Annotated in this window: 23 protein-coding genes and 1 tRNA gene; 13 read left to right on the top strand and 11 right to left on the bottom strand. The window is 56.3% G+C overall.

Features of this window, described 5'->3' with window-relative positions; genetic code table 11:
* Positions 1 to 93: 93 nt before the first annotated feature.
* Both EKM04_RS04830 and EKM04_RS04835 read right to left on the bottom strand, forming a co-directional pair.
* Entirely contained in the window at positions 94 to 237 is a 144-nt protein-coding gene (locus tag EKM04_RS04830) for a DUF1127 domain-containing protein (RefSeq protein ID WP_065698172.1), read from the bottom strand.
* Between the two features lie 332 nt (positions 238 to 569).
* The gene (locus EKM04_RS04835; protein WP_174153172.1) at positions 570 to 716 is read right to left on the bottom strand and encodes a DUF1127 domain-containing protein; all 147 of its coding nucleotides are present in this window, start codon (positions 714 to 716) and stop codon (positions 570 to 572) included.
* Between the two features lie 460 nt (positions 717 to 1,176).
* Here EKM04_RS04835 and EKM04_RS04840 point away from each other — a divergent pair.
* From EKM04_RS04840 to EKM04_RS04850, 3 genes are all read left to right on the top strand, one after another.
* A tRNA-Leu gene (locus tag EKM04_RS04840) sits at positions 1,177 to 1,261 on the top strand.
* A gap of 192 nt (positions 1,262 to 1,453) precedes the next feature.
* A complete protein-coding gene (gene tig, locus EKM04_RS04845; RefSeq protein WP_174153245.1) occupies positions 1,454 to 2,926 on the top strand; it encodes a trigger factor in 1,473 nt (490 codons plus the stop codon).
* Between the two features lie 458 nt (positions 2,927 to 3,384).
* On the top strand, positions 3,385 to 4,041 hold the full coding sequence (locus EKM04_RS04850) for a hypothetical protein (RefSeq protein WP_234910971.1): 657 nt from the start codon (positions 3,385 to 3,387) through the stop codon (positions 4,039 to 4,041).
* Between the two features lie 18 nt (positions 4,042 to 4,059).
* Here EKM04_RS04850 and sthA read toward each other — a convergent pair whose 3' ends face one another.
* Together sthA and EKM04_RS04860 are read right to left on the bottom strand one after the other, a co-directional pair.
* Positions 4,060 to 5,472 carry a Si-specific NAD(P)(+) transhydrogenase gene (gene sthA / locus EKM04_RS04855; protein ID WP_183896818.1) on the bottom strand — a complete coding sequence of 471 codons (1,413 nt, stop codon included), beginning with the start codon at positions 5,470 to 5,472 and terminating at the stop codon, positions 4,060 to 4,062.
* A gap of 244 nt (positions 5,473 to 5,716) precedes the next feature.
* Positions 5,717 to 6,256, bottom strand: coding sequence for a DUF1003 domain-containing protein (locus EKM04_RS04860; protein ID WP_183896819.1), 540 nt, complete (start codon positions 6,254 to 6,256; stop codon positions 5,717 to 5,719).
* Between the two features lie 214 nt (positions 6,257 to 6,470).
* Here EKM04_RS04860 and EKM04_RS04865 point away from each other — a divergent pair, with 214 nt between their 5' ends.
* Both EKM04_RS04865 and EKM04_RS04870 read left to right on the top strand, forming a co-directional pair.
* Positions 6,471 to 8,150: an NAD+ synthase gene (locus EKM04_RS04865; protein ID WP_183896820.1), complete on the top strand. Its 1,680-nt coding sequence runs from the start codon at positions 6,471 to 6,473 to the stop codon at positions 8,148 to 8,150.
* Positions 8,151 to 8,163: 13 nt separating this feature from the next.
* The gene (locus tag EKM04_RS04870; protein ID WP_183896978.1) at positions 8,164 to 8,991 is read left to right on the top strand and encodes a TolB family protein; all 828 of its coding nucleotides are present in this window, start codon (positions 8,164 to 8,166) and stop codon (positions 8,989 to 8,991) included.
* A gap of 75 nt (positions 8,992 to 9,066) precedes the next feature.
* Here EKM04_RS04870 and EKM04_RS04875 read toward each other — a convergent pair whose 3' ends face one another.
* Positions 9,067 to 9,234: a Thivi_2564 family membrane protein gene (locus EKM04_RS04875; protein WP_174153176.1), complete on the bottom strand. Its 168-nt coding sequence runs from the start codon at positions 9,232 to 9,234 to the stop codon at positions 9,067 to 9,069.
* Between the two features lie 130 nt (positions 9,235 to 9,364).
* Between EKM04_RS04875 and EKM04_RS04880 the strand changes: the two genes are divergently transcribed.
* Entirely contained in the window at positions 9,365 to 9,787 is a 423-nt protein-coding gene (locus tag EKM04_RS04880; RefSeq protein WP_183896821.1) for an OsmC family protein, read from the top strand.
* On the opposite strand, the gene EKM04_RS04885 is transcribed toward EKM04_RS04880, so the two are convergent.
* Genes EKM04_RS04885 through EKM04_RS04895 form a run of 3 tightly spaced genes read right to left on the bottom strand, consistent with a single transcriptional unit; the run spans position 9,788 to position 12,930 of the window.
* Entirely contained in the window at positions 9,788 to 10,279 is a 492-nt protein-coding gene (locus EKM04_RS04885; protein WP_183896822.1) for a peptide deformylase, read from the bottom strand.
* 12 nt (positions 10,280 to 10,291) lie between these two features.
* Entirely contained in the window at positions 10,292 to 10,624 is a 333-nt protein-coding gene (locus tag EKM04_RS04890) for a hypothetical protein (RefSeq protein WP_183896823.1), read from the bottom strand.
* Positions 10,624 to 12,930 (bottom strand): FdhF/YdeP family oxidoreductase, encoded by a 2,307-nt coding sequence (locus EKM04_RS04895; protein ID WP_183896824.1) that lies wholly within the window; start codon positions 12,928 to 12,930, stop codon positions 10,624 to 10,626. The genes EKM04_RS04890 and EKM04_RS04895 overlap by 1 nt, the downstream gene beginning before the upstream one ends.
* 367 nt (positions 12,931 to 13,297) lie before the next feature.
* Between EKM04_RS04895 and mgtE the strand changes: the two genes are divergently transcribed.
* Positions 13,298 to 14,668, top strand: a complete 1,371-nt coding sequence (mgtE, locus tag EKM04_RS04900) for a magnesium transporter (protein ID WP_174153248.1) — start codon at positions 13,298 to 13,300, stop codon at positions 14,666 to 14,668.
* A 160-nt stretch (positions 14,669 to 14,828) separates the two neighbouring features.
* Positions 14,829 to 15,215: a MerR family transcriptional regulator gene (locus EKM04_RS04905; protein WP_174153181.1), complete on the top strand. Its 387-nt coding sequence runs from the start codon at positions 14,829 to 14,831 to the stop codon at positions 15,213 to 15,215.
* A gap of 8 nt (positions 15,216 to 15,223) precedes the next feature.
* On the opposite strand, the gene EKM04_RS04910 is transcribed toward EKM04_RS04905, so the two are convergent.
* Positions 15,224 to 16,192: an acetyltransferase domain-containing protein gene (locus tag EKM04_RS04910; protein WP_183896825.1), complete on the bottom strand. Its 969-nt coding sequence runs from the start codon at positions 16,190 to 16,192 to the stop codon at positions 15,224 to 15,226.
* A 68-nt stretch (positions 16,193 to 16,260) separates the two neighbouring features.
* On the bottom strand, positions 16,261 to 16,947 hold the full coding sequence (locus EKM04_RS04915; RefSeq protein ID WP_183896826.1) for a DUF599 domain-containing protein: 687 nt from the start codon (positions 16,945 to 16,947) through the stop codon (positions 16,261 to 16,263).
* A gap of 520 nt (positions 16,948 to 17,467) precedes the next feature.
* Between EKM04_RS04915 and cobU the strand changes: the two genes are divergently transcribed.
* Together cobU and EKM04_RS04925 are read left to right on the top strand one after the other, a co-directional pair.
* Complete coding sequence (gene cobU, locus EKM04_RS04920; RefSeq protein WP_183896827.1) at positions 17,468 to 17,992, top strand: bifunctional adenosylcobinamide kinase/adenosylcobinamide-phosphate guanylyltransferase; 525 nt, start codon at positions 17,468 to 17,470, stop codon at positions 17,990 to 17,992.
* A 120-nt stretch (positions 17,993 to 18,112) separates the two neighbouring features.
* On the top strand, positions 18,113 to 18,790 hold the full coding sequence (locus tag EKM04_RS04925) for a hypothetical protein (protein WP_234910972.1): 678 nt from the start codon (positions 18,113 to 18,115) through the stop codon (positions 18,788 to 18,790).
* Between the two features lie 45 nt (positions 18,791 to 18,835).
* On the opposite strand, the gene EKM04_RS04930 is transcribed toward EKM04_RS04925, so the two are convergent.
* Positions 18,836 to 20,092: a membrane dipeptidase gene (locus tag EKM04_RS04930; protein WP_183896829.1), complete on the bottom strand. Its 1,257-nt coding sequence runs from the start codon at positions 20,090 to 20,092 to the stop codon at positions 18,836 to 18,838.
* 303 nt (positions 20,093 to 20,395) lie between these two features.
* Here EKM04_RS04930 and gnd point away from each other — a divergent pair, with 303 nt between their 5' ends.
* The 3 genes from gnd to pdhA all read left to right on the top strand — a co-directional run bounded on the left by gnd (position 20,396) and on the right by pdhA (position 23,477).
* The gene (gene gnd, locus EKM04_RS04935; protein ID WP_183896830.1) at positions 20,396 to 21,832 is read left to right on the top strand and encodes an NADP-dependent phosphogluconate dehydrogenase; all 1,437 of its coding nucleotides are present in this window, start codon (positions 20,396 to 20,398) and stop codon (positions 21,830 to 21,832) included.
* 128 nt (positions 21,833 to 21,960) lie between these two features.
* Positions 21,961 to 22,278, top strand: coding sequence for an FtsB family cell division protein (locus tag EKM04_RS04940; protein ID WP_183896831.1), 318 nt, complete (start codon positions 21,961 to 21,963; stop codon positions 22,276 to 22,278).
* Positions 22,279 to 22,430: 152 nt separating this feature from the next.
* A complete protein-coding gene (pdhA, locus tag EKM04_RS04945; protein ID WP_174153189.1) occupies positions 22,431 to 23,477 on the top strand; it encodes a pyruvate dehydrogenase (acetyl-transferring) E1 component subunit alpha in 1,047 nt (348 codons plus the stop codon).
* The last annotated feature ends 1 nt before the right edge of the window (position 23,478 follow it).

The following is a 23,478-nucleotide window of genomic DNA, read 5'->3' on the forward strand; positions in this document are numbered from 1 at the left end:
CAAAAACGGCGCAAGAAGCGCCGTTTTTGATTGCCTGTCGCTCAGTCAGCCTGCTTCCGTGGGAGGTCGGTCGGCAGGTGACGTTTACGCTTATTAGCGGAACGAACGGGAAGCAACGTTGCGAATGTCGTAACGTGTCAGGCCGATGTCGCTCAAAGCCTGGCTGGAAAGGCTGCCAAGTTCATTCATTGTGCGACGATAGCTGATCCAGTTCTTGGCGATGCGAATAGGGTTCATGGTGTTTTCCTCAGTCTTGCTTTTGTTTGATCTTTGAAACTTGGTCTCAGAAGCTCAGTCATCTGCGCTCTCTGCTGTTGATCTGTATATACATATGCAGGCCGAGAATGTGCAGTGCAGATTTTAAGCGACTGCCATGCAATTGTGCAATGTGTCGGCTATTTTTGCATCCGTTGTGGCTGTATGGGCATTTTTTAGGCGCCATAAGACCGCATATGAAGGGCGAGCAATTATGATGAAAACCAGCAAGGCAAACGAAAAAAAGGCCCCGAGCCGAAGCTCGAGACCTTTTCATATTGACAATTCCGCGGAGAAAACCGCCTGAAGTCAGATTAGATGCCGACGGCAGTGCGTGCTACGCGGCGAATGTCGCTACGGCCGATGCCGAGGTCGCTGAGTTCGCGGTCGCTCATGCGGCCGAGTTCCGTGATGGTCTGACGATACTTGCGCCAGTTGTTCAGCGAGCGAGTGATGTTCATGATCGTGTCCTTCGTTCTATTCTTGGCGCCGCTTGGGTCAGCGCTTAACTCATTTCCTGACACCGAATATAATCGGTTTAGTAGAACAAAAAACAGACAATGAAGTATGCCACCTATGCGCCTGTCGCATTGCTCCATGAAATTCGGCAGTCAATGTGTTAACAAATGCATAATTTAAAGGCGTTTTCGTCTTCGATTTAGTGGTGAACTTCCGCCGTTGCGTATTTTTGAATGATCTCATCATATTTTGCGCTTGAACGAACGAAGAGGGAGTAGGGCGAGTGTTACGAGGGTGGCATGCCGTGATCGCTGAGAACTCACCACGCTTTGCGCCTGTGTTGGTACAAATAGAGACGCAAAACCGTCATTTTTCCTTTGCGCTCCAGAAAACGGGTGATATAGAGACGCGCGCTCCGGAAGGCCTCGTGTGCCAGATGTTGTTTATGCAGGATTCATGAGCGCGGGTATGGCGGAATTGGTAGACGCACCAGATTTAGGTTCTGGCGACGAGAGTTGTGGGGGTTCGAGTCCCTCTACCCGCACCAAATGAATCGCCGGGAAGACAGCGCGTCGCATTTGCTTCGCCGCTTCTCTGGCTCAAGCGCAGTTTTTGCTACGCAAAATGCTTGTGCATGCAGTTTATATAGCTACGGCCGGTGAATTTAGGTTCCGGCGCTGTGCTCGAACGTAAACCAACGGCTGTCTGAGCACCGCCGCCATGATGTGAAGGTATGAAAATGCAGGTTATCGAAACGCTAGCTGAAGGGCTGAAGCGCGAAATCAAGGTCGTCATTCCGGCCGCTGATATGAAGTCTCGCCTCGACGAGCGCCTTGCCGATGCCAAGGACAAAGTCCGCATCAACGGTTTCCGCCCAGGCAAGGTGCCATTGACACATCTCAAGAAGATGTATGGCAAATCGATAATGGCTGATCTCGTCAACGAACTGGTTCGTGACAAGCCATCCGAAATCATTTCCGGCCGGGGTGAAAAGTCTGCAACGCAGCCTTCTATCTCCATGACCGAAGATCAGGACGAAGCGGAAAAGATTCTGGCCGCTGAGAGTGATCTGGAGTTCACGCTCGCTTACGAAGTGATTCCCGCCATCGAGCTGAAGTCCAACGACGGCATCAAGGTGATCCGCGAAGTCGTTGAAGTGACCGAAGAGGAAATCAACGAACAGATCCTGAAAATCGCCGAAAGCGCGCGCACTTACGAGACCAAGAAGGGCAAGGCTGCCGAAGGCGACCGCGTCACGATGAACTATCTCGGCAAGGTCGACGGCGAAGCCTTCGAAGGCGGCGCTGCTGATGATGCAGAGCTCGTCATCGGCTCCAATCGCTTCATCCCTGGTTTCGAAGATCAGCTCGTCGGCGTCAAGGCTGGTGATGAGAAGGCGATTACCGTTACCTTCCCGACCGAATATCCTGCCGCAAATCTTGCTGGCAAGGAAGCCGTGTTTGACATCACCGTCAAGGACGTTGCGTCTGCTGCCGACGTTGAAATCAATGATGATCTGGCAACCAAGCTTGGTCTCGAATCGGCGGAAAAGCTGAAAGAGGTCGTTCGCGGTCAGATCGAAAGCCAGTACAGCAATGTGACACGTCAGAAGGTCAAGCGTCAGATTCTCGATCAGCTGGACGAAGTCTACCAGTTCGAAACACCGGCTGGTCTCGTTGACGCCGAGTTTGACAATATCTGGCGCCAGATCAACACCGATCTTGCGCAGTCCGGCAAGACTTTTGCTGACGAAGACACGACGGAAGAAGAAGCTCGCGAAGAGTACCGCAAGCTGGCCGAGCGTCGCGTTCGTCTGGGCCTCGTCCTCTCCGAAATCGGCGAGAAGGCTGGCGTAGAAGTCACCGAAGAAGAAATGCAGCGCGCATTGTTTGCTCAGCTTCAGCAATTCCCCGGCCAGCAGAAAGAAATCCTCGATTTCTTCCGCAACACGCCTGGCGCTTCCGCTTCGCTTCGTGCGCCGATCTTCGAAGAGAAGGTCATCGACAAGCTGCTCGAGGAAGTCTCTGTTACGGACAAGACCGTAACAAAGGAAGAGTTGCTGGCTGACGACGCCGAAGACGGCGACAAGGCTGAAAAGAAGCCTGCCAAGAAGAAGGCTGCTGCAAAGGCTGACGCTGCTGAAGGCGAAGATGCCGCTCCGAAGAAGAAGGCGCCTGCCAAGAAGAAGGCTGCTGAAGGCGACGCTGAATAAGCCTCCCGTGATAATGTCTCGAAGGGCCGCTGCTTTGTCAGCGGCCTTTTGCGTTTCAGCTGCCCGTTAACCTTTGTAACGTTTCGATCACATTGCACCGCACAATACGCTTTTTCAGCGTAGTACTCTTGTTCATCTCCCGTTCATCTGGCAGTCTTGGATCATTGATTTGTGGTGCAACGCACATGAGCAAATCCGTTGCGCCAATGCGCGGCCCGGCACTTTGCCCCAGTTTCAACTCTCCATCTGGCATCACCGCATACGGTTGTTATGCCCGATGATAACAGGCGCGCGCGTCAAAGCCGTGAGCTTCGGCGGATGGCAGGCGGGAAAGCGCGCCTGATCGCGTTACCGAAAATTCAAAGCGGCTGGTCCTCATTCGGACAGTCGTCGATAGCCCAACAAGGCGCACTGTTTTCCCAAGGATGGTGTGCTTTACGAAAGCTTGAGGAACAGACATGATTTTGAATATCAAACACGGCGTCCTCATCGGCGCTGTTGTCTTCGGCTTGTCTTCTGGACTGGTGCATGCTCAGGAACGAGGGCTGATCTGGGCGCCTGCAAAGAACTCCGATACGTCCTACTCGGCGCGGATCGGTGCGAAGTTGCCCACGGAGACACCTATTCGTGGTGGTCTGGAGATGGGCGTGAATGCGTCGGATGGCGGAGCGCTGGTCGATACGCCGGTCAAGTTCTGGGGTACCGTCACGCTTTTGTCCTCCAACCTTCCAGGTGCAAAGATTGCAGGCGATATTGGTGTGTTGATGAACGCATTGACGGGTTCAAGTTCATGGACGATGACGACATCGCAGAAGCGTATTGCGACCCCGGAATTAGACCTGGAATCCAACCGCAACATGACTGTGCGCTATGATGGCACGGCGCAGCAGTGGAGCGGGCTTGATGTCTCGCAGTCGCTGCGGCTGACGCGCTCTGCCACCGGTACGGCCTTCGTACTCACAGGTGCCAGCCGCGATACGTTCGATGACTTCACATCGACGGTCGGGTTGGAACAGAAGCTTGGTGAGAACCTCACCGTGTCCGGCAATCTCGATCAGGGGTATGAGGATCGCTTTCGTCCGTCGGTCAGCGCCCGCTACAACATCCGTTGGTAGGGGCGCTGAAACGGTCGTTCAAACGGTCTCGTTTTTCTTGATGTCACCCATACGGTTCCAGGCATCAAGACCGGCAATCTTGTAGGCTTCGGCAAGGGTCGGATAGTTGAAGGTATTCTCAACGAAATATTCGACAGTTCCTTTGAGGTTGAGAACAGCCTGTCCGATGTGGACGAGTTCCGTCGCACCTTCGCCGACGATATGCACGCCCAGAAGGCGGCGTGTCTTCAGCGAGAAAATAAGCTTGAGCAGACCCGTATCGAGCCCCATGATGTGGCCGCGCGATGTTTCGCGGAAACGGGCAATACCGCATTCGTAGGCGATGCCACGTTCCTTCATTTCTTCTTCGGTCAGGCCGCACGTCGAAATCTCCGGTACGGCGTAAATGCCGTATGGAAAATACTTCTGTGGCTCCATGCCGATGGCACCGACTGCCACACGCGCGGCAATGCGGCCCTGTTCCATGGAGGTGGAGGCAAGGCTTGGAAAGCCGATGACATCGCCTGCGGCAAAGATGCCGGGCACCGATGTTTCAAAGGTCTCGGGGTTGACAGTCAGGCGCCCGCGATTATCGGCGCTGAGACCTGCTGCTGCCAGATTGAGCGTATCGGTCGCGCCCATGCGGCCAGCGGCAAACAGCACCATTTCTGTCGTCAACGCGCGTCCGCTATCGAGTGTCAGCATAACCTTGCCCTCTGGCGTCAGTTCTACCTTATCGGCTTTCTGGCCCAGCAGCAGCTTCATGTTGCGATCACGCAGCTGATAGGTGAAGTCCTCCACGATTTCCTTGTCGATGAAATCCAGCATGGTCGGCTTCGGGTCTATGATGGTGACAGCAGTATCCAGCGCGCTGAAGATCGTGGCATATTCAATGCCGATAACACCTGCGCCGATGACGACCATGGAGCGTGGCAGCTTCTGTAGCTCGAGAATTTCGTCGCTATCGATGACCGTCTTGCCATCGAATGGTATGTAATCCGGACGGAAGGGGCGCGTACCCACGGCGAGCAATATGCTTTTGGCCTTGACCAGAACGACCTCGCCATCGTCTTTCGTGATTTCCATCGTGTCTGCTGTGACGAAGGCTGCATTCCCGCGAATGTGGGTGACGCGGTTGCGCGCAAACTGGTGTTCCAGCACCTCGACCTCATGGTCTAGCGTGATCATCAGGCGACGACGGAGGTCTTCTGCGCTGATTTGCTGCTTGACCCTGTAGGAACGGCCATAGAACCCGCGCTCGCGCCAGCCGGAAAGATTGAGCGCCGTCTCGCGCATGGTTTTGGACGGGATGGTGCCAGTGTGAACCGAGACGCCGCCCACGCGGCTGCCTTTTTCGATGACCAGAACTGTTTTATCCAGCTTCGCAGCCTGGATGGCAGCACGTCGACCTGCGGGACCGCTACCGACAACAATAAGATCATATTGGTTCATGAAGAAAACCCCGGGACAGAAATTCGATGGCCGGACTGAATGGTTCCAGCGCGGAGGCGTCGCTGCTCGGAAAAGCCTGATGCCATCCTGATACGGAAGTGATTCCCGCGTCGCCGCACCAAGAGTGCAATGCAACAAATGCCCGCGTCAATCTGTAGCGGAAAAATCTGACGGATTCGTAACCACGGCAGCAAAAGGCGCAGGGACCGATCGAATTACTACCCCACTGTTGCGGGCGTACCAGTTATGGGGTGTTGATACCGCCTTGGCGATGCGTGTGAAGCTTGGCGATGTCTTCACGAAGCAGGGCAAGTTCTGCCAGAACCTTACTGTCGATCTTGTCATGTAGCGACAAAACCTCCAATTCGGCCTTAAGATTGACCTCATAATCTTTGGCCGCTTCAAATCGGTCGCGGGTGCCCTGTCGGTTTTGCGACATCATGATGATCGGGGCCTGAATGGCGGCCAGCATGGACAGGATGAGGTTGAGAAAAACGAACGGGTAGGGGTCGAACGCTCTCGTTGTCAGTACCACCGTGTTGATGATGGTCCAGACAACCAGAAAAAACATGAAGCTTATGATGAAAGCCCAGGATCCCCCGATCCGCGCTATACTATCTGCCAGCCGTTCTCCAACGGTGGAACTTTCCGAGAAAGCGACGTTGGTATCCGTCGATATGAGTTTGCGCTGGTGCGCAACATCGAGAATACGCTGTTCCACCTCACCGATATGTTTTGAGGAACGCTTGAAATGAGAGGTAATGTAATCAGGGAAAGCAGGCATTGGGGTCTCCAGCCAAGCTCGGAACGGCAGGGAAATGAAGAGTTCCGGCGCCTTTAACGAGATAAGCCCGGACACGGGCTATTTCAAATGAATTCGATTGCGCCCTTCACAGCAGATCGCCACGATGACACGGCTCGGCACGGGATGTATGGTGTCGCAAGAGAGTCCACCGGTCTGCGTTGCGCGATCCGGTAAGCCACGTTAAGTGAGAAGCATGAGCCAGATACACACAACTCCCAACGTCTTGAGAATTGCCGTCGGGCAGTTCAATCCCACTGTCGGCGATGTCTCGGGCAACCTTGCCCTGGCGCGCCAGGCGCGTGCCGATGCAGCGTCTCAAGGCGCCGATTTGCTGCTTCTCAGCGAGCTGTTCATTTCCGGTTATCCGCCAGAGGATCTGGTTCTCAAGCCCGCATTTCTGCATGCCTGCCTTAAGGCGGTCGAAGACCTCGCGATAGAGACTGCCGATGGCGGGCCGGGCGTCATCATTGGTTTCCCCCGGCAGGGTGAGACCGGGCGTCACAACTCGGTGGCGCTGCTCGACGGCGGCAAAATCGTTGCGTTGCGCGACAAGGTCGATTTGCCGAACTATGGCGAATTCGATGAAAAGCGCGTTTTTTCCGAGGGCTCGATTTCCGGCCCCTATAATTTCCGGGGTGTGCGGATCGGTATCGCCATTTGCGAGGAGATCTGGAACGATCTGGGTGTGTGCGAGACTTTGGCGGAAAGCGGCGCCGAAATGCTCTTGGTGCCGAACGGGTCGCCCTATTATCGCGGCAAGGTGGATGTCCGCCATCAGGTGGCATTGCGCCAGGTTATCGAAAGCGGACTGCCGCTGGTGTTCGCAAATCAGATCGGCGGGCAGGACGAACTCGTGTTTGATGGCGCAAGCTTTGCATTCAACGCAGACAAGACGCTCGCATTCCAGATGAGCCAGTTCGAAGCCACGCTCGCCGTCACGGATTGGAAGCGTACCGACAAAGGCTGGTATTGTAGCGAAGGACCGTTCTCGCAGATACCGGAGGGCGAAGAGGCCGATTACCGAGCCTGCATGCTGGGCTTTCGCGATTACGTCAACAAAAATGGCTTCAAGAGTGTGGTGCTGGGACTTTCGGGCGGTATCGACTCGGCCATCTGTGCGGCGATTGCGGTGGATGCGCTGGGTGAGGAGCGGGTGCGATGCATCATGCTGCCCTATCGCTATACGTCAGAGGACTCGTTCAAGGATGCTGCCGATTGTGCCAGGGCCCTTGGATGCCGCTACGATATCGTGCCGATTGCCGATCCTGTCGATGGCTTCCGATCATCGCTTGCCGAACTGTTCGAAGGAACGGAAGAGGGCATCACCGAAGAAAACCTGCAAAGCCGCGCGCGTGGTACCATTCTCATGGCTGTGTCCAACAAGTTCGGCTCCATGGTCGTGACGACTGGCAACAAGTCCGAGATGTCGGTGGGTTACGCCACGCTGTACGGCGACATGAACGGCGGCTTCAATCCGATCAAAGACCTCTACAAGATGCAGGTCTACGCCATTTCCGCCTGGCGAAACAGCCATGTGCCACCAACAGCACTCGGTCCATCCGGGGAGGTCATTCCAGCCAACATCATCTCCAAGGCGCCATCGGCCGAGTTGCGCCCCAACCAGACCGATCAGGATTCGCTGCCGCCTTATCCGGTGCTGGATGATATTCTGGAATGCCTTGTGGAGTTGGAGATGTCGGTGGACGATATCGTCGCGCGCGGCCATGATATCGCCACTGTGCATCGCATCGAGCATCTGCTGTATCTTGCCGAGTACAAACGTCGCCAATCCGCACCCGGTGTGAAAATCACCAAGAAGAATTTCGGTCGTGACCGGCGCTATCCGATCACCAACCGCTTCAGGGATCGGTAGTCCGATGGACAAAATGCGCAGCTCCGTTGAAATCTTCAACATTCGTACCCGGGAGAACCGGGTTGTCTGGCAGACGCCGGAGCTGTTTGAGGCGCCGAACTGGTCACCGGATGGGACGTATCTTCTGATGAACAGCGAGGGGCTGCTCTATCGACTGTCACTGGATGGTGATGCGACTGCTGAAAATGTCGATACCGGCTTTGCGAGCGCGTGCAACAACGACCATGGCATTTCACCTGATGGCGCGTTCTATGCCATTTCCGACAAGGTGGAATTCGCAAAAAGCGCTATCTATCTCATGCCATCTGCAGGCGGACCGCCGAAGCTGATGACCCGTAACCTGCCATCCTATTGGCACGGCTGGGCGCCCGACGGCAAAAGTTTCGCCTATTGCGGCATTCGTGATGAGGTTTTCGATATTTACGCGATGGACATCGACAGTGGTATCGAGACGCGTCTGACCCATGGCGAGGGGCGCAACGACGGGCCGGATTATTCGGCGGACGGGCAATGGATTTATTTCAACTCCAGCCGCACGGGTCGCATGCAGATTTGGCGGGTCCGGGTGGATGGTAGTGAGGTCGAGCGCATCACCGACAGCGAATACGGCGACTGGTTTCCTCATCCGTCACCCCGTGGTGACAAGGTGATCGTCGTCTCCTATGACGGTGATGTCTTCGATCATCCCCGTGATCTCCATGTGCGCCTGCGTTTGATGGATACGGATGGAAAGAATGAGGAAACGTTGTTTGAGCTGTTTGGCGGGCAGGGAACAATGAATTCGCCCAACTGGTCACCTGATGGTGATGAGTTTGCCTATGTCCGTTATATCCCAGTCTAAAAGATAGCCTCATACAAAAAGCCCGACCCAGATTTTACTCGGGGGCCGGGCTCATAACGTCTTAAATCGCTTCGATTAAAAGACTGCGAGATATTTCAGCATCGAGATAATACCGATGATGATGACGATAACCTGTGCGATCTGCTTCGCGCTACCGCCGATTGGCAGGCGGTTGATCAGCCACAAAATGAGTACGATGACCAAAAATGTGATCAGGATGCTAACGAGTGTCCCTGTAACCATGTGTCCCAGCTCCTATTTTCCGTAAATCCGTAACGGTCGATCACCGTTCCGTGAGTAAAAGTCTTGGCGCGGATTTTGGTTCCATTGTGCAAAATGTAATTTCTGAAAATTCGAACATAAGGAGATTGCGTTGAGAGAGATCAGAGTGAAGACGCGGCAGACAGGAGCGACCGCCACCTTGGGGCGGAATGGGCATCCGCAGATCGAGACACCCACGGGCGGGGCGCTTTCTGTGGTCACTGCGGCATCCGATCCCGGTTTCAATCCTCTCGATCTTCTTTACTCCTCGCTTGCGGCGTGCCTGGTCCTCAGCGCGCGCATTGCAGCGAGCCGTATGGGGGTTCTGGACCGTTTCAAGAGCGTGGAGGCGCGTGTGAAGGGTGAGAAATCTGATGGCGAGCCAGCACGGATCATGCATTTTCACATGAGCCTGAAGATCAGCGGCGATTTCGATGACGAGATGAAACAGGCGATCGCCCATGAGGCGGAGGCTATCTGTACCGTCAGCAACACGCTGCGGGGGCAGGCAACGTTCGATCTTTCTATCGAGTGATCAGGCGCGCGATTTTTCCCATTTGCGGATCAGGCGATCGCGCTTCAGTTTTGACAGACGCCTGAGCCAGAACATGCCATTCAACTGATCGACTTCATGCTGGATGCAGATCGCATGGAAGCCCTCGGCCTGCTCTTCGTGCCAATGCCCGGAGAGGTCCTGAAAGCGGAGTTTGATGCGTGATGGGCGCTCGACCTCTTCTGTGACGCCTGGCATGGAAACACTGCCTTCCATGTGTCGCATGGTCTCCTGCGAAGTCTCTGCAATCTCTGGATTGACATATGTCCGCACCTCGCCTGGTTCCAGTTCCAGCACGAAAACGCGTTGTGTCTGGCCGATATGAGCGGCTGTTATGCCGACACCGGGCGCTGCGCGCATCGTCTCCAGCAAGTCTTTTGCAAGCTGGGCCAGTTCAGGTCCGAAGTCCGACACCGGCTCGCAATGGAAGGCAAGCGCCGGGTGCGGATAGGTCACGATAGAACGAATTGGCATCGGACGTTCCATTTATTCCATTTGGCTGAGCGACGGCTTCAGCAGCACATGTGAGGCAGATTGTGCCAGCGTGGAGGCCTCATCCGTCAATTCAACCCATGTTCGTTGCGTGCGCGCATCGCGTTTGGTGACGGTCAGCAGGCGGCCTGAAAGTACGTTGATGTCTCGCAAGACCAGCGCATGGGCAATGCCGAGCTTGTTGGCGAGGCTGCGGCTATCGCTGCCAATGCCCAGATGAACCGCTGCAATGAGCGCGGCCCCGGTTGCGTCCAGCGCAACCGGGGCCGTTTCATTGATCTGTTCCACCACGGCCAGAAAGCGCGCGGCAGATTGGTCCTCACTCATCAGGCAGCAACGGCGTCTGCGCGCAAACGCACCGAAACCAGAACGGATTTCGACGTCGGTGTAAAGCTGCCTTCGCCGTAGCTGTGCAGCGGCACCAGAACGTTGAGTTCCGGATAGTAGCCGCCGACGCTGCCCTCTGGAATATTGTAGGGAACGAGGCGGAAATTCTCGGCGATACGCTCGACGCCGTCACCATATTCACCGATGACATCCACGCGCTGCTTGGCATGTGCGCCCAGCTTCTCCATGTCCTTCGGGTTCATGAAGATGACCTGACGCTCGCCGTAGACACCGCGATAGCGGTCATCCATGCCGTAGATCGTGGTGTTGTACTGGTCGTGGCTGCGGAAGGTCTGTAGAACAAAAATTCCATTTTTGGAAAGTGCTTCCTGATGGTCTGTCTTTTCCGGCAACGGTCCAGTGAAGAAGGTGGCTTTCTGGGCAGGCGTGTTCCATTCGCGTTCTGCGGCTGCGTTGCGCAGGTGGAAGCCGCGTGGCACGCGGACACGCGCGTTGAAATCCTGGAAACCCGGAAGAACGCGCGAAATCATATCGCGGATCAGGTCGTAATCGTCGGCGAGTTTCGCCCACTCAACCTTTTCATTTCCAAGCGTCGCTTGCGCGATACCGGCAATGATGGCAACTTCGGAGCGCAGTTGCGGTGACGCCGGTTCGTTGATGCCGCCGGAGCCGTGCACCATGCTCATGGAATCTTCCACCGTCACGATCTGCGATTTGCCTTGCGAGTTGCGGTCGATTTCGGTGCGACCGAGACATGGCAGAATGAAGGATGTTTCACCGGGCACCAGATGCGAATGATTGAGCTTGGTAGCGATATTGACCGTCAGCTTCTGCTTTTCGAATGCCTTGATGATGAGCGGGCTATCCGGCGTGGCGCGCAGGAAGTTGCCGCCGAGCGCGATAAAGGCCTGTGCCTTGCCGTCCAGCATCGCGGTGATGGCTTCGACCGTGTTGTGACCACGGTTGCGGGGCATGGGAACGCCGAGTTCTTTTTCCAGCGCGTCGAGCAGGGCAGGCGTGGCCTTTTCGTCGATACCGACGGTGCGGTCACCCTGAACGTTTGAGTGGCCGCGCACGGGGCAAAGGCCAGCGCCCGGACGGCCGATATTGCCGCGCAGCAGCATGAAGTTGGTGATTTCGCGGATGGTGATGACGGAGTGCTTGTGCTGGGTGATGCCCATTGCCCATGTCGCGATCACCGAATTCGACGCCATGTAGATACCAGCAGCTTCCTCGATCTGGTCACGTGTCAAACCAGACTGGTCGAGAATGCTGTCCCAGCTCGTGGCATCGACGGCTGCGCGATAGGCTTCGAATTCCACCGCGTGTGCGCTGAGGAAGTCATGATCGATCACACTGGGTCTTCCAGCGGCGCGTGCGGCATCATCGGCGGCAAACACAGCCTTGCTCATGCCGCGCACGGCAGCCATATCGCCGCCCTGGCGTGGTTGATAGTAATTCGTGGCAATCTTGGTGTTGCCGCCGGTGATCATTTCCAACTTGTCCTGCGGATCGGTGAACCGCTCCAGACCCTTTTCGCGGATAGGATTGAAGACTGCGATACGCGCGCCACGGATGGCGGCGCGACGCAGGTCGCCCAGCATGCGCGGATGGTTTGTGCCGGGGTTCTGACCGATGACGAAAATAGCGTCGGCTTTCTCGAAGTCTTCGAGCAGGACCGTGCCCTTGCCAACGCCAACGGACGCCTTCAGGCCGACGCCGCTCGCCTCGTGGCACATATTGGAGCAGTCCGGGAAATTGTTGGTGCCATAGAGGCGCACCATCAACTGGTAGATGAAGGCCGCTTCATTGGAGGCACGGCCGGACGTGTAGAACTCTGCACGATCCGGACTGTCGAGGCTTTTCAAAACGCCGCCGATGGCATCAAAGGCTTCATCCCAGGATACGGGAAGATATTTGTCTGTCGCGCGGTCATAGCGCAGCGGGTCCGTCAGCCGGCCCTGCTTTTCCAGACTGTAATCCGACCATGTGCGAAGTTCGGACACCGTGTGGCTGGCAAAAAAGTCCGGCGGTACGCGCGCCTCTGTGGCTTCCCATGCGACGGCCTTGACGCCGTTTTCGCAGAACTCGAAGGACGATCCGTGTTCCGGGTCACCCCAGGCGCAGCCGGGACAATCGAAACCATCGGGTTGGTTGGCTTTCAACAGGGTTCGGGCGCCAGATATCGGTGCGCCCGATTCCAGAAGGCGTTTTCCCACGCTCTTGAGTGCACCCCAGCCGCCTGCGGCAGAAGACGCTTTGCCGATGAAATCCATCTTGCCCATTTCAAGGTCTCTTTCTCGTTTGTTTTCCGCCCGCTTCAGGTGCCAACCCGTGCGATGGTGTGTGCGGCATTTGGTGTCAGATTCCCGCATAACAGCCATATGTCAACTCGTAACTGCTGGTCTGCGTCATTCGCGCGATCAATTCGGTGAGACTGTTTCGCATCCGTTAACGCGCGGTGGCCGAGCTCTGAGGTCTCGCGCATGGAAATGCAACGCTTTTTCTCCTATCCTGTTGTTGACATTGTGCTTTTAAAAGCCATTCTCCTGCGCTTTGGCGAAGCAGGCAGTTTACCGGATAAGGGGGCGTAATTTGACGCAAGCGGACGACCACCATTCCGTGCCGGAAGACGCCAAGCGACCCGAGATCATGGCGGATATCTATTCCGACGATGGCTCGATTCGGTCTGATTTTCTCACGATGGTGGGTGCCGCGATTGCGGATCGGGATGTGCTGTTCTTGAGGCAGAACGTCGCCCGGCTACACGAATCCGAACTGGGTGACCTGCTCGAATCCATTCAGTCGGAACAGCGCCATGCGATGGTGCGCCTGCTGGGTTCCGATTTCGATATGACGGCGCTGACCGAGGTGGACGAGGCGATCCGTCTCGACATCGTGGAGCAGATGCCGAACGACCAGATCGCCGCCGGTATCGGCGAGATGGATTCGGACGACGCCGTCTATATTCTCGAAGACTTGGACCGCGAAGATCGCGAGGACATTCTCGCGCAGATGCCGTTTACGGAGCGCGTGCGGTTGCTGCGCGCGTTGGACTACCCGGAAAGTTCGGCCGGTCGCCGCATGCAGACGGAGTTCGTGGCCGTTCCGCCGTTCTGGACGGTCGGCCAAACCATCGACTACATGCGCGAAGAGGAAGAACTACCGGAGTCCTTTTCGCAAATCTTCGTCGTTGATCCCACCTTCAAGCTGGTCGGAGCACTCGATCTCGACCGCCTGCTGCGATCCAAGCGCCAGGTGAAGATCGAAACCATCATGCATGAGACCAACCATCCGATTGCGGCCGAGATGGACCAGGAGGAGGCGGCTCAGCTTTTCGAGCAATACGACCTTTTGTCGGCGGCTGTGGTGGATGACAATGGCCGTCTCGTCGGTGTTCTGACCATTGATGACGTGGTGGACGTCATGCAGGAAGAAGCGGAAGAGGACTTGCTGCGTCTCGGCGGCGTGGGCGACGAAGAACTTTCCGATTCGATCGCTGTCACATCCCGCTCACGTGTGCCATGGCTCGCGGTCAACCTCATCACGGCCTTCATGGCCGCGTCGGTCATCGGGCTGTTCGATGCCACCATTGAGCAGATCGTGGCACTCGCCGTTCTCATGCCGATCGTTGCGGGAATGGGAGGCAATGCCGGTTCGCAAACCATGACCGTATCGGTTCGAGCGCTTGCGACGAAGAATCTTGATATTCACAACGCCGCCCGCATCATTCGGCGTGAGGCGGGCGTGGGCTTGTTGAACGGAGCACTGTTTGGTTGCGCCATCGGCATCATCGCGGGATTGTGGTTCAACGATGTCAATCTGGGTGGCATCATCGCAACCGCCATGCTGATCAATATGTTTGCCGCAGCGATTGCCGGGATCATCATTCCGCTGCTGCTGGACAAATTCGGTGCTGACCCGGCGGTGTCGTCTGCCGTCTTCGTGACCGCCGTCACCGACATCGTGGGCTTCTTCTCGTTTCTTGGTCTTGCGACCTGGTGGTTCGGCGTTTCAGGGTAACGGCCAAAATTGACTTTTACGTGAAGGTCAATCATAGTCATCCTCATGAAAGATTTATGAGGCCCTTCGGGCTTCGTCATTCTATCTTGTTGTTTGAGCAACGGATATTCCGAAAGCCGTCTGTCATTTTCGGTCCTGTGCTCCAGAATCGGATGAAGCCTTGAACAAGTATTACAGCATTACGGAACTCACGCGTGAATTCGGGGTCTCTACCCGGACCCTTCGCTTTTATGAAGACGAAGGTCTTATTCACCCCGAACGCCGTGGACGCACACGGCTGTTTCGTATGGCGGACCGCAGGCTGATCCAGGAAATCCTGCGCGGTCGCCGCATCGGATTCACCATCGCCGAAATCCGCGAAATCATTCAGGTTTATAAAGAGCCGCCCGGTGAATCCGGACAGTTGGAGCTTCTGATGAAGAAGGTCGATGAAAAACGCGCCGACTTGCGCCAGAAGCGCAAGGACATCGAAGAAACGCTGATTGAACTCGATAATGTCGAGGAGGCCTGCCTGACACGTCTTGCCGAAATCGGCGTCGGTACCTGATCAGACGATCACTGAGTTTGCCTGGAACATTGCGCCGCGACTTCGCCGACCCTCGACTGCTGTTCGGGTCCAAGGCTGTTGGCCATCATCGTGTCGAACAGATTTTCCGCTTGAAGTGTCTCCAGTGTACAGCCGCAAAACCGCTGGCATAGATCGAGTCCGTTTTGTTGCTGCACACAACTGGTCTCGCAGCTCTTCTTGTAAGCCTCGACCTGATCGACCGGCGGCGGGGGCATGATGAGGGATGCGACATAAACGATGCCGATCAAGATCGGTTGATGAAGAAGGTAAAAGATCAGGCTGTGTCGACCAAAAAATGCAATGACGTTGCGTTTGCCGCTGTCTTTCCTGAAGCGATCCAGCCAGCCCCGCGGTGTGACGACCTTGGACACCGCCAGTCCCAACAAAAAGGGGGCTAGAAAAGGCAAGAGCGGGACATAGTCGTTGGACCGGGGAGGCATGGTGGATAGCCCGATCCACGATAACCAGATCGGGTTGAAGGCGTCTGAACTCAGATAAATTGGCGCGATCAGCGCAGCGATCGCCACCAGTGACGTGACCGCGACCGGAAGCCTCAGAAACAGGAGCCCGATGAGGCTGGCAGCAGCAATATTGTGGAGGATGCCAAAGAAGATCCACCCATCCGGCAGGGCAAAAAAGGTTGCGACCGAGATCAGAAGGGCTGCGCCGGCGATCATCGCAAAACGCTTGCCAAACGATGACCATTTGATGCGGCGTTGATGGGCGAGATAAAGACCGAAGCCGGCCAGAAACAGAAAAGAACTCGCGATTCCACGCGCATAGAGGCGCCACCAGCCCTGCGTTGGTGTGGCGGCGTCTATGTAGCCGAACATCCCCAAATCCCAGGTGAAATGGTAGCTGGCCATCGCAATCAGCGCGATCCCGCGTACGGTATCCAGAAAGCCTATGCGACCGCCCGGTTTTTGTGCCGTTGCTGTTGCCGGGGCGTCATTCATGCGTCCGTTCCTTTATCGGGCTTTGGCAGCGCTTCGCCTTCAAACTGAGGCGATTTCAAGGCGGTGATTTACCGGTCGTCGATGATTGCCAGCCGGGCTTCCGAAAAAAACTGCCGCCGCAACAGCGCGACGATGATGATGACCGTGCTTGCCATGAAGACATAGGCGTTGATGAACCAGCCGAGATAGCCAATCGACAGGAAGATGGTGCGCAGACCGTCGTTGAAGTTCTTGGCTGCAATCACGTTCATGCGGATCACGTTTTCGGCCGCATGCTCGGCGGCCTTCCTGTCGGCATTGGCCTCATGCGTCATCGGCATCGCACCAAACAGAATGGTGCAATAGTTGAACAGTCGATACGACCAGCCAAACTTGAAGAAGGCGTAGCCGAACAGGGTCGTCAGGCCGATGACCTTCATCTCGAACGCCGTTCGTCCGCCGTAATAGACGAAGGGCATGTCGCGAAAAACCGATTCGACCCGTTCTGTTGCCCCCAGAAGGGCAAAGCAGCCGCCAATGGCGAAGATCGAGGTTGAGGCGAAAAAGGCTGTTCCGTTCTGAAGCCCCGCCATGATCTGCGTGTCGATCATCTTTAGATCGCGCGTCAGCGAATTGTAGATCCACTTTCTGCGTCGATCGGCCATCGCCTGATTGAGGCTCGTGCGGGGAAATGGCGATCGGGCTGTCGTAAGGTATGTATAGAGATACCAGAGAACGACAAAGATCGTCAGTGCGATGTAATCGATAGTCGTCATGTCGTGCTCGTCCGTCCGTTCATGCCGTCATCCCGCTCTTATATCTCTATGTTTCGGCTGCAACGCAATTGCGACATGAACATTGTGCCGACTTTGTTTTTGATATCCGCGCTAACGATCCGGTAAGGTTATCCCGGTAAGACGGATTGTGTGGCGCCGGATTGGGTTTTGCGTACCGGTCGCCTGACTTCGCTCCTTGCGTTTTGGAGCTCAAAACCGCGTCTGCAGCTTCTGCAGCGCGGTTTTTGCGTCTTGAAAATTGACAGCAAGCCGTTTTCTCCCTACTTTGATATCAGCGATCCGGTGTTGTCGTGTTCGTCCATGTGTTGATATGTCCGCGCTGTGCGGGCAGGGGCATTCTGGATGGAAGCGGTACTGTACCGGTGATGCATGATCGACCGGGAGAACGCCTCCATATCTACGAATCGTTCTCTTTTCATGCTTTTCGTCCCACAGCGTGCGGTTCTGTCCGCGCAGGCGACCGGATCGCTTTACATCCTCCCGATATCCTAGGTTTTGAATGACAGAGGCGTCCCGTTCCATCCTCGTCCTTGGCGGTGCGCGTTCAGGCAAATCCGCTTTTGCCGAAGATCTGGTGCTTTCGCTTGAAGGGTCCGCGCATTACATCGCGACAGGCCTTGCCTGGGACGAGGAAATGGAAGCACGAATCGCCCAGCATCGCATCGCGCGCGGCGACGGCTGGATCACCCATGAAGAGCCGTTGCAACTGGTCGAGACGCTGAAAAGGCTCGACACCGCCTCCAACACCATTCTGGTCGATTGCCTGACGCTGTGGGTGACAAACCTGATGATGGAGGAGGGCCCCGATATGGCCGCGGCCTTCGACGCGCTGGTGCACCAAGCGGCTGTCGCCAGCGCGACCATCGTTTTCGTCTCCAACGAAGTCGGGCTCGGGATCGTGCCGGAGAATCGCATGGCGCGTGAATTTCGCGATCATGCCGGACGCCTGCATCAGAAGATCGCAGCCGTCGCGGCAAGCGTCTATTTCATCGCCGCAGGACTACCCCTTAAAATGAAGGGGTGAAATCCGGCGTTCCTTGCCGTGTCTCCGCCCATAAATTCGCCATACAAGCCGCGCGTTCTGGTTTTCTAGCATCATCACGGGTGCCCGGCATCCACGACAATGACCCGGAGCGAGACGCGCATGTCATCCTTGGCTATCAAGTCTATCGCCTGCAGCATTCTTCTGGTGGCAGCAGGCCCATCATTTGCCAACGATATGGTCTGGCCCGACACCCCGGTCCAACGTCTCGCGGCACTGGCGGTGGTGCAGGATCTGAACATTCAGCTGCTCAGCCATGACAGCGCCACCCTGACGCTCGAGCGCTGGTGCGACGATCACCGGCTTGCCGATCCCGCAAAGATTTCCGCCACGAGGTTGAATGACACCAAGGAGCCGCCCGAGACGGTGCGCAAGCAATTGAACGTCGCAGCGGCAGACAGGCTCGGCTACCGCCATGTCCTTCTCAAATGCGGCACGCTGGTGCTGTCGGAGGCCGACAACTGGTATGTGCCCGCCCGTTTGACGCCAGAGATGAACGAGACGCTGGACACGACCGATACGCCGTTTGGAAAGGTTGTCGCGCCGCTGCAGTTCCAGCGTCATACCATCTCGTCGCAATTGCTGTGGCAGCCTTTGCCGGGAAACTGGGCAGTGGGAGGGACGATTCCGGCCGCAACGAATAAGATGATCGATATTCCCGAGACCCTCATCAGCAACCAGGCGATGTTGAGCAAGCCGGATGGCACGCCGATCAGCTTTGTTATCGAGAACTACAAGAGCAACCTCTTGCAGTTCGCCCCGCCCGTTTTTCCCCAATGAGTCTGGCGCCTGCTTAGACCATCCGGTCGGTCCTTTTTTCGCTGTCTAAGTTCCAGCGGGAGCCTTGATCTTCTGTTTTGCTGCGCGTCTTGCTCCATCCCAGACACGCAGGAAGTTGCCGCTATAGACCTTGTAGATCCGCTCCTCCGGCCAGCCGGCGTCCAGCATGGCGAGGGTGAAGTTGCGCAGATCGGCACCCGTACGCAAACCGGTCGGAATGCTGCTGATGCCGCCGTCGAAATCGCTGCCGAACGACAGGTGGTTCCAGGGATCTTCGGTGATGTTCATGCTGGAGATGAGGCGCGCTAGCCTCTCGTAATAGGTCACGACATAGGCAAGATCCGCGTCCCGGTCCGGGCGGCCGTCAGGCAGGCGCGCGTCCTTGAGGTAATAGGGCGAGAGGATGACGCTGATCGTGCCTCCGGTTTCGACAATTGCCCGTATCGCATTGTCGGGAAACGTTCGCGCGAGGTGTTTCGACCGCGAGGCCTTGTCCCTAGCGCTGATGCTGCGCGCAGCTCCGTGGGACGCAAGCAGCGGCGCGCCGCGCGCCTTGCACAGACCGGAAATATCGATGATCGCTTCGCTGCGGCTATGGGAGACGTCGATCATCAGCCCCAGATCGACGCAACGCTCGACGAAGCGCGCTCCGAAGGCGGAAAGGCCGCCGCCCCGAACCCGGCGCCATGGGTTCATCGGCTGAAAGCCCGCCTCGCAGATATCCGTATGGCTGAAATGGTTGAGTGTTATATAGGCGGCCCCTTCTGCTGCGATCTCGGCAAGCCTTGAAAGCCGCTGGCCTTCGGTGCGGCGGCCGGACGCTCCAAGGATGTGAGCGCCTTCGACCGACAGGATGGCGCTTGCAACACCGTCGTCTCGTGACTGTCTCACCTCCTCGGGCGATGTTGTGATCCGCATGGCCCCGTTGCTTTCGGCGGCGATACGCCGGACATAGCGGCTATGATCGAGCCAGTTCTTCCAAGGGTCGAGGAAGGGCGAGGAAATGAGGTTTTCCCAGAGGGCATGAGCGCTGAAGCAGGCGCCGCCGTAGCCGCCCTTGAGGAAGTCTGGGCCGCTGACATGCTCGCAATGCGGACTGTTATTGCCTTTCGGCGTCGTCTTTTTGATGATCTTGATGGAAAAGGGCTCATGATTTGTCTTCCAGTCGCCCTTCCAGAAGTCATAGCCGCCGACGCGGGTGAAGTAGAGCGTGTCGAGATGGGTGTCGATCGGATAGGCCCTGAGATGGACCGTATCCAAAATGTCTTTATCAATCCGGGAGAGGCAGGTGTTTTGAGCCATTATCGCTATCCCCTGAGAAAAAATGTCTGAAATCGAAAACGGAAGCGTACAGCAACAAGCCCCCAGAATTATGAAGCAATAATCGTACCAGCTCACTTTGTTCACAGCCGAACTCGCGCCCGCCTCTTTGCATTCATCAGCGGGCGGCACGGGCGTCGACGCTCCGCTTGAGCTTCACCTGGGCGTTTATGCAAAGCAGACATGCCGCGACGAATTTCACCTCTTTTCCATGGCTGTCGCCTTGCCGTTTGAGAGCTGGAGTGCCAGAACAGGCGCCTTGAAATGCAAAATGGAGATAGATCCGTGGAACAGGCAGAAATCGGTTTGATCGGTCTTGGCGTAATGGGGTCTAACCTTGCGCTCAACATCGCGGAAAAAGGCAATAAGATTGCTGTTTTCAACCGAACCCCGGAAGTCACGAAGAAATTCTACGCCGATGCAGGCGAATTGCAGGGGCAGATCATTCCCTGCGAAACCATCGAAGACTTCATCGCCGCCATTCGCCCACCGCGTCCGATCATCATCATGATCAAGGCCGGCGAACCGGTCGACCAGCAGATGGAGCTCCTCAAGCCGCATCTTGAAAACGGCGACATCATGATCGATGCCGGTAATGCGAATTTCCGCGATACCATCCGTCGTTTTGACACTCTCAAGGATACCGACCTGACCTTCATCGGCATGGGTGTATCCGGTGGAGAAGAAGGTGCACGTCACGGCCCATCCATTATGGTGGGCGGTACGGAGGACAGCTGGAAGCGCGTGGAGAAGGTGCTGACCTCCATCGCCGCGAAATACGACAATGACCCATGCGTGGCGTGGCTCGGCACCGATGGCGCAGGCCATTTCGTCAAGACGATCCACAACGGTATCGAATATGCCGACATGCAGATGATCGCTGAAATCTACGGCATTCTGCGCGATGGCCTGAAGCTGAATGCCACGGAAATTGCAGAGGTTTTCGGTACGTGGAAGAAGGGTCGCCTGAACTCCTATCTCATCGAGATCACGGAGAAAGTTTTACGCGCCGCAGACCCGATCACCGGCAAGCCGATGGTCGATCTCATCCTCGACAAGGCTGGCCAGAAAGGCACCGGCAAGTGGTCGGTCATCGAAGCGCAGAATATGGGTGTTGCCGCGACCGCCATCGAAGCTGCAGTTGCCGCACGCATCTTGTCGTCGCAGAAGTCGGAGCGCGAATCGGCGGAAAGCATACTGGGCCTGCCGAAGGCGTTGGCTGCACCGACCGACAGACAAGCCTTCATCGATGATCTTGAAAACGCGCTGTTGGCAGCAAAGATCGGGGCCTACGCTCAGGGCTTTGCCGTGATGGCGGCGGCATCGAAGGAGTTCGGCTGGGATCTGCCGATGCCGACCATTGCGCGCATCTGGCGCGACGGTTGCATCATCCGCTCGCAGTTCCTGGACGAGATCACCTCTGCCTTCACTCAGGATCCGCATGTTGCCAACCTGATCGTCACACCTGCATTCTCGCAGATGGTCAAGGATACGGATGCACCGCTACGCCATGTCGTGTCGTATGCGGTCTTGTCTGGTCTGCCTGTTCCCGCACTGGCGTCGGCATTGGGGTATTTCGATGCATACCGTCGTGCCCGTGGCAGCGCCAATCTCATTCAGGCGCAGCGTGACTTCTTCGGCGCACATGGTTTTGAGCGCACCGATGGTGTCGACAAGCCGCACGGTCCGTGGGGCAGTGGTCTGGATATCTTCTCGAAGTAATATCGAAAAGCCCGCCTTGTGCGGGCTTTTTTCATGGCCACTGCGCCAAGGCCCTTAAGGTCAACGGATGGTTAAACAAATGCGGTTAGGGTGATTCCCAGTAGCGCGTTTGAAGGCTGTTTCAGAGTATGTGGACCAAGCATCACAAGAAAAGACGTTTTGGCCGTCTGGTCGTTCCGGCCATCACGGTCGCCTTTCTATCCTATTTCGGATATCATTCCGTCCATGGCGATTTCGGACTTGAAGCTGCGGAACGCCTGGAGCATCAGCGTATAGCCCGCACAGCGGAGCTTGCGAAGCTTACAAAAACGCGTGTTTCGCTGGAGCGGCAGGTCGAATTGATGAGCGATGGATCGCTGGAGCGGGACATGATCGATGAGATCTCGCGTTATCAGCTGAATATGTCGCGTTCAGACGAAATCGTCATCATGAACGCATATTTCTGATTAACTTGATTCAGGTTAATCGACTTTTTTAATTTATTCACAGTAACTTAGCCAGAATATGAGCCATGCGTTTATAGCATTGCTGCTTTTCCTTTTCTTGCATATGGTGCGTCCCAATCCAACCATTCTAATGGCAACTCAGGGAGGGATGAATGGCGCCGCGAAAAACAGCGACCGTATCCGGCCGCAAGACCACGGCAAAGACCGCCACCAAGGAATTCACCGGCAAAAATACGCCGGACTTTGGTAAAGAAGAAGAGTTGCACGCCTATCGTGAAATGCTTCTCATCCGCCGTTTCGAAGAAAAGGCTGGCCAGCTTTACGGCATGGGCTTCATCGGCGGCTTCTGTCATCTCTACATCGGCCAGGAAGCTGTCGTTGTGGGCATGAACATGTCCCAGAAGGAAGGCGATCAGGTCATCACCGCCTATCGCGACCACGGCCACATGCTGGCTGCTGGCATGAGCGCGCGTGGCGTCATGGCTGAGTTGACCGGCCGCAGTGGCGGCTTGTCCAAGGGCAAGGGCGGCTCCATGCACATGTTCTCGAAAGAGAAGCATTTCTATGGTGGTCACGGCATCGTCGGTGCGCAGGTTTCGCTTGGCACGGGTCTCGCCTTCGCCAACAAATATCGCGGCAACGACAATGTGTCGGTCACCTATTTCGGTGATGGCGCGGCCAACCAGGGTCAGGTCTATGAGAGCTTCAACATGGCTGCTCTCTGGAAGCTCCCGATTATCTACATCGTCGAAAACAACCATTACGCCATGGGGACGTCCAGTGCCCGCGCAACGGCGCAGTCGAACTACTCGCTGCGCGGTGTCGGTTTCGGCATTCCGGGCATGCAGGTCGATGGCATGGACGTCCGTGCCGTCAAGGCTGCTGCGGACGAAGCGCTTGAACATTGCCGCTCCGGCAAGGGTCCGATCATTCTGGAAATGTTGACCTATCGTTATCGCGGTCACTCCATGTCTGACCCGGCGAAATACCGTTCCAAAGACGAAGTGCAGAAGATGCGCGCGGAACATGACCCAATCGAGCAGGTCAAGGCACGACTCCTTCAACAGGGTTGGGCCTCTGAGGATGAACTGAAGGCAATCGACAAGGATGTCCGTGACATCGTGGCCGACAGCGCTGAGTTCGCTCAGAACGATCCGGAGCCGGATGTTTCCGAGCTCTACACCGACATTCTGCTCTGAT

This window comes from Rhizobium skierniewicense Ch11, from assembly GCF_023757665.1.
GTDB lineage: Bacteria > Pseudomonadota > Alphaproteobacteria > Rhizobiales > Rhizobiaceae > Agrobacterium > Agrobacterium skierniewicense.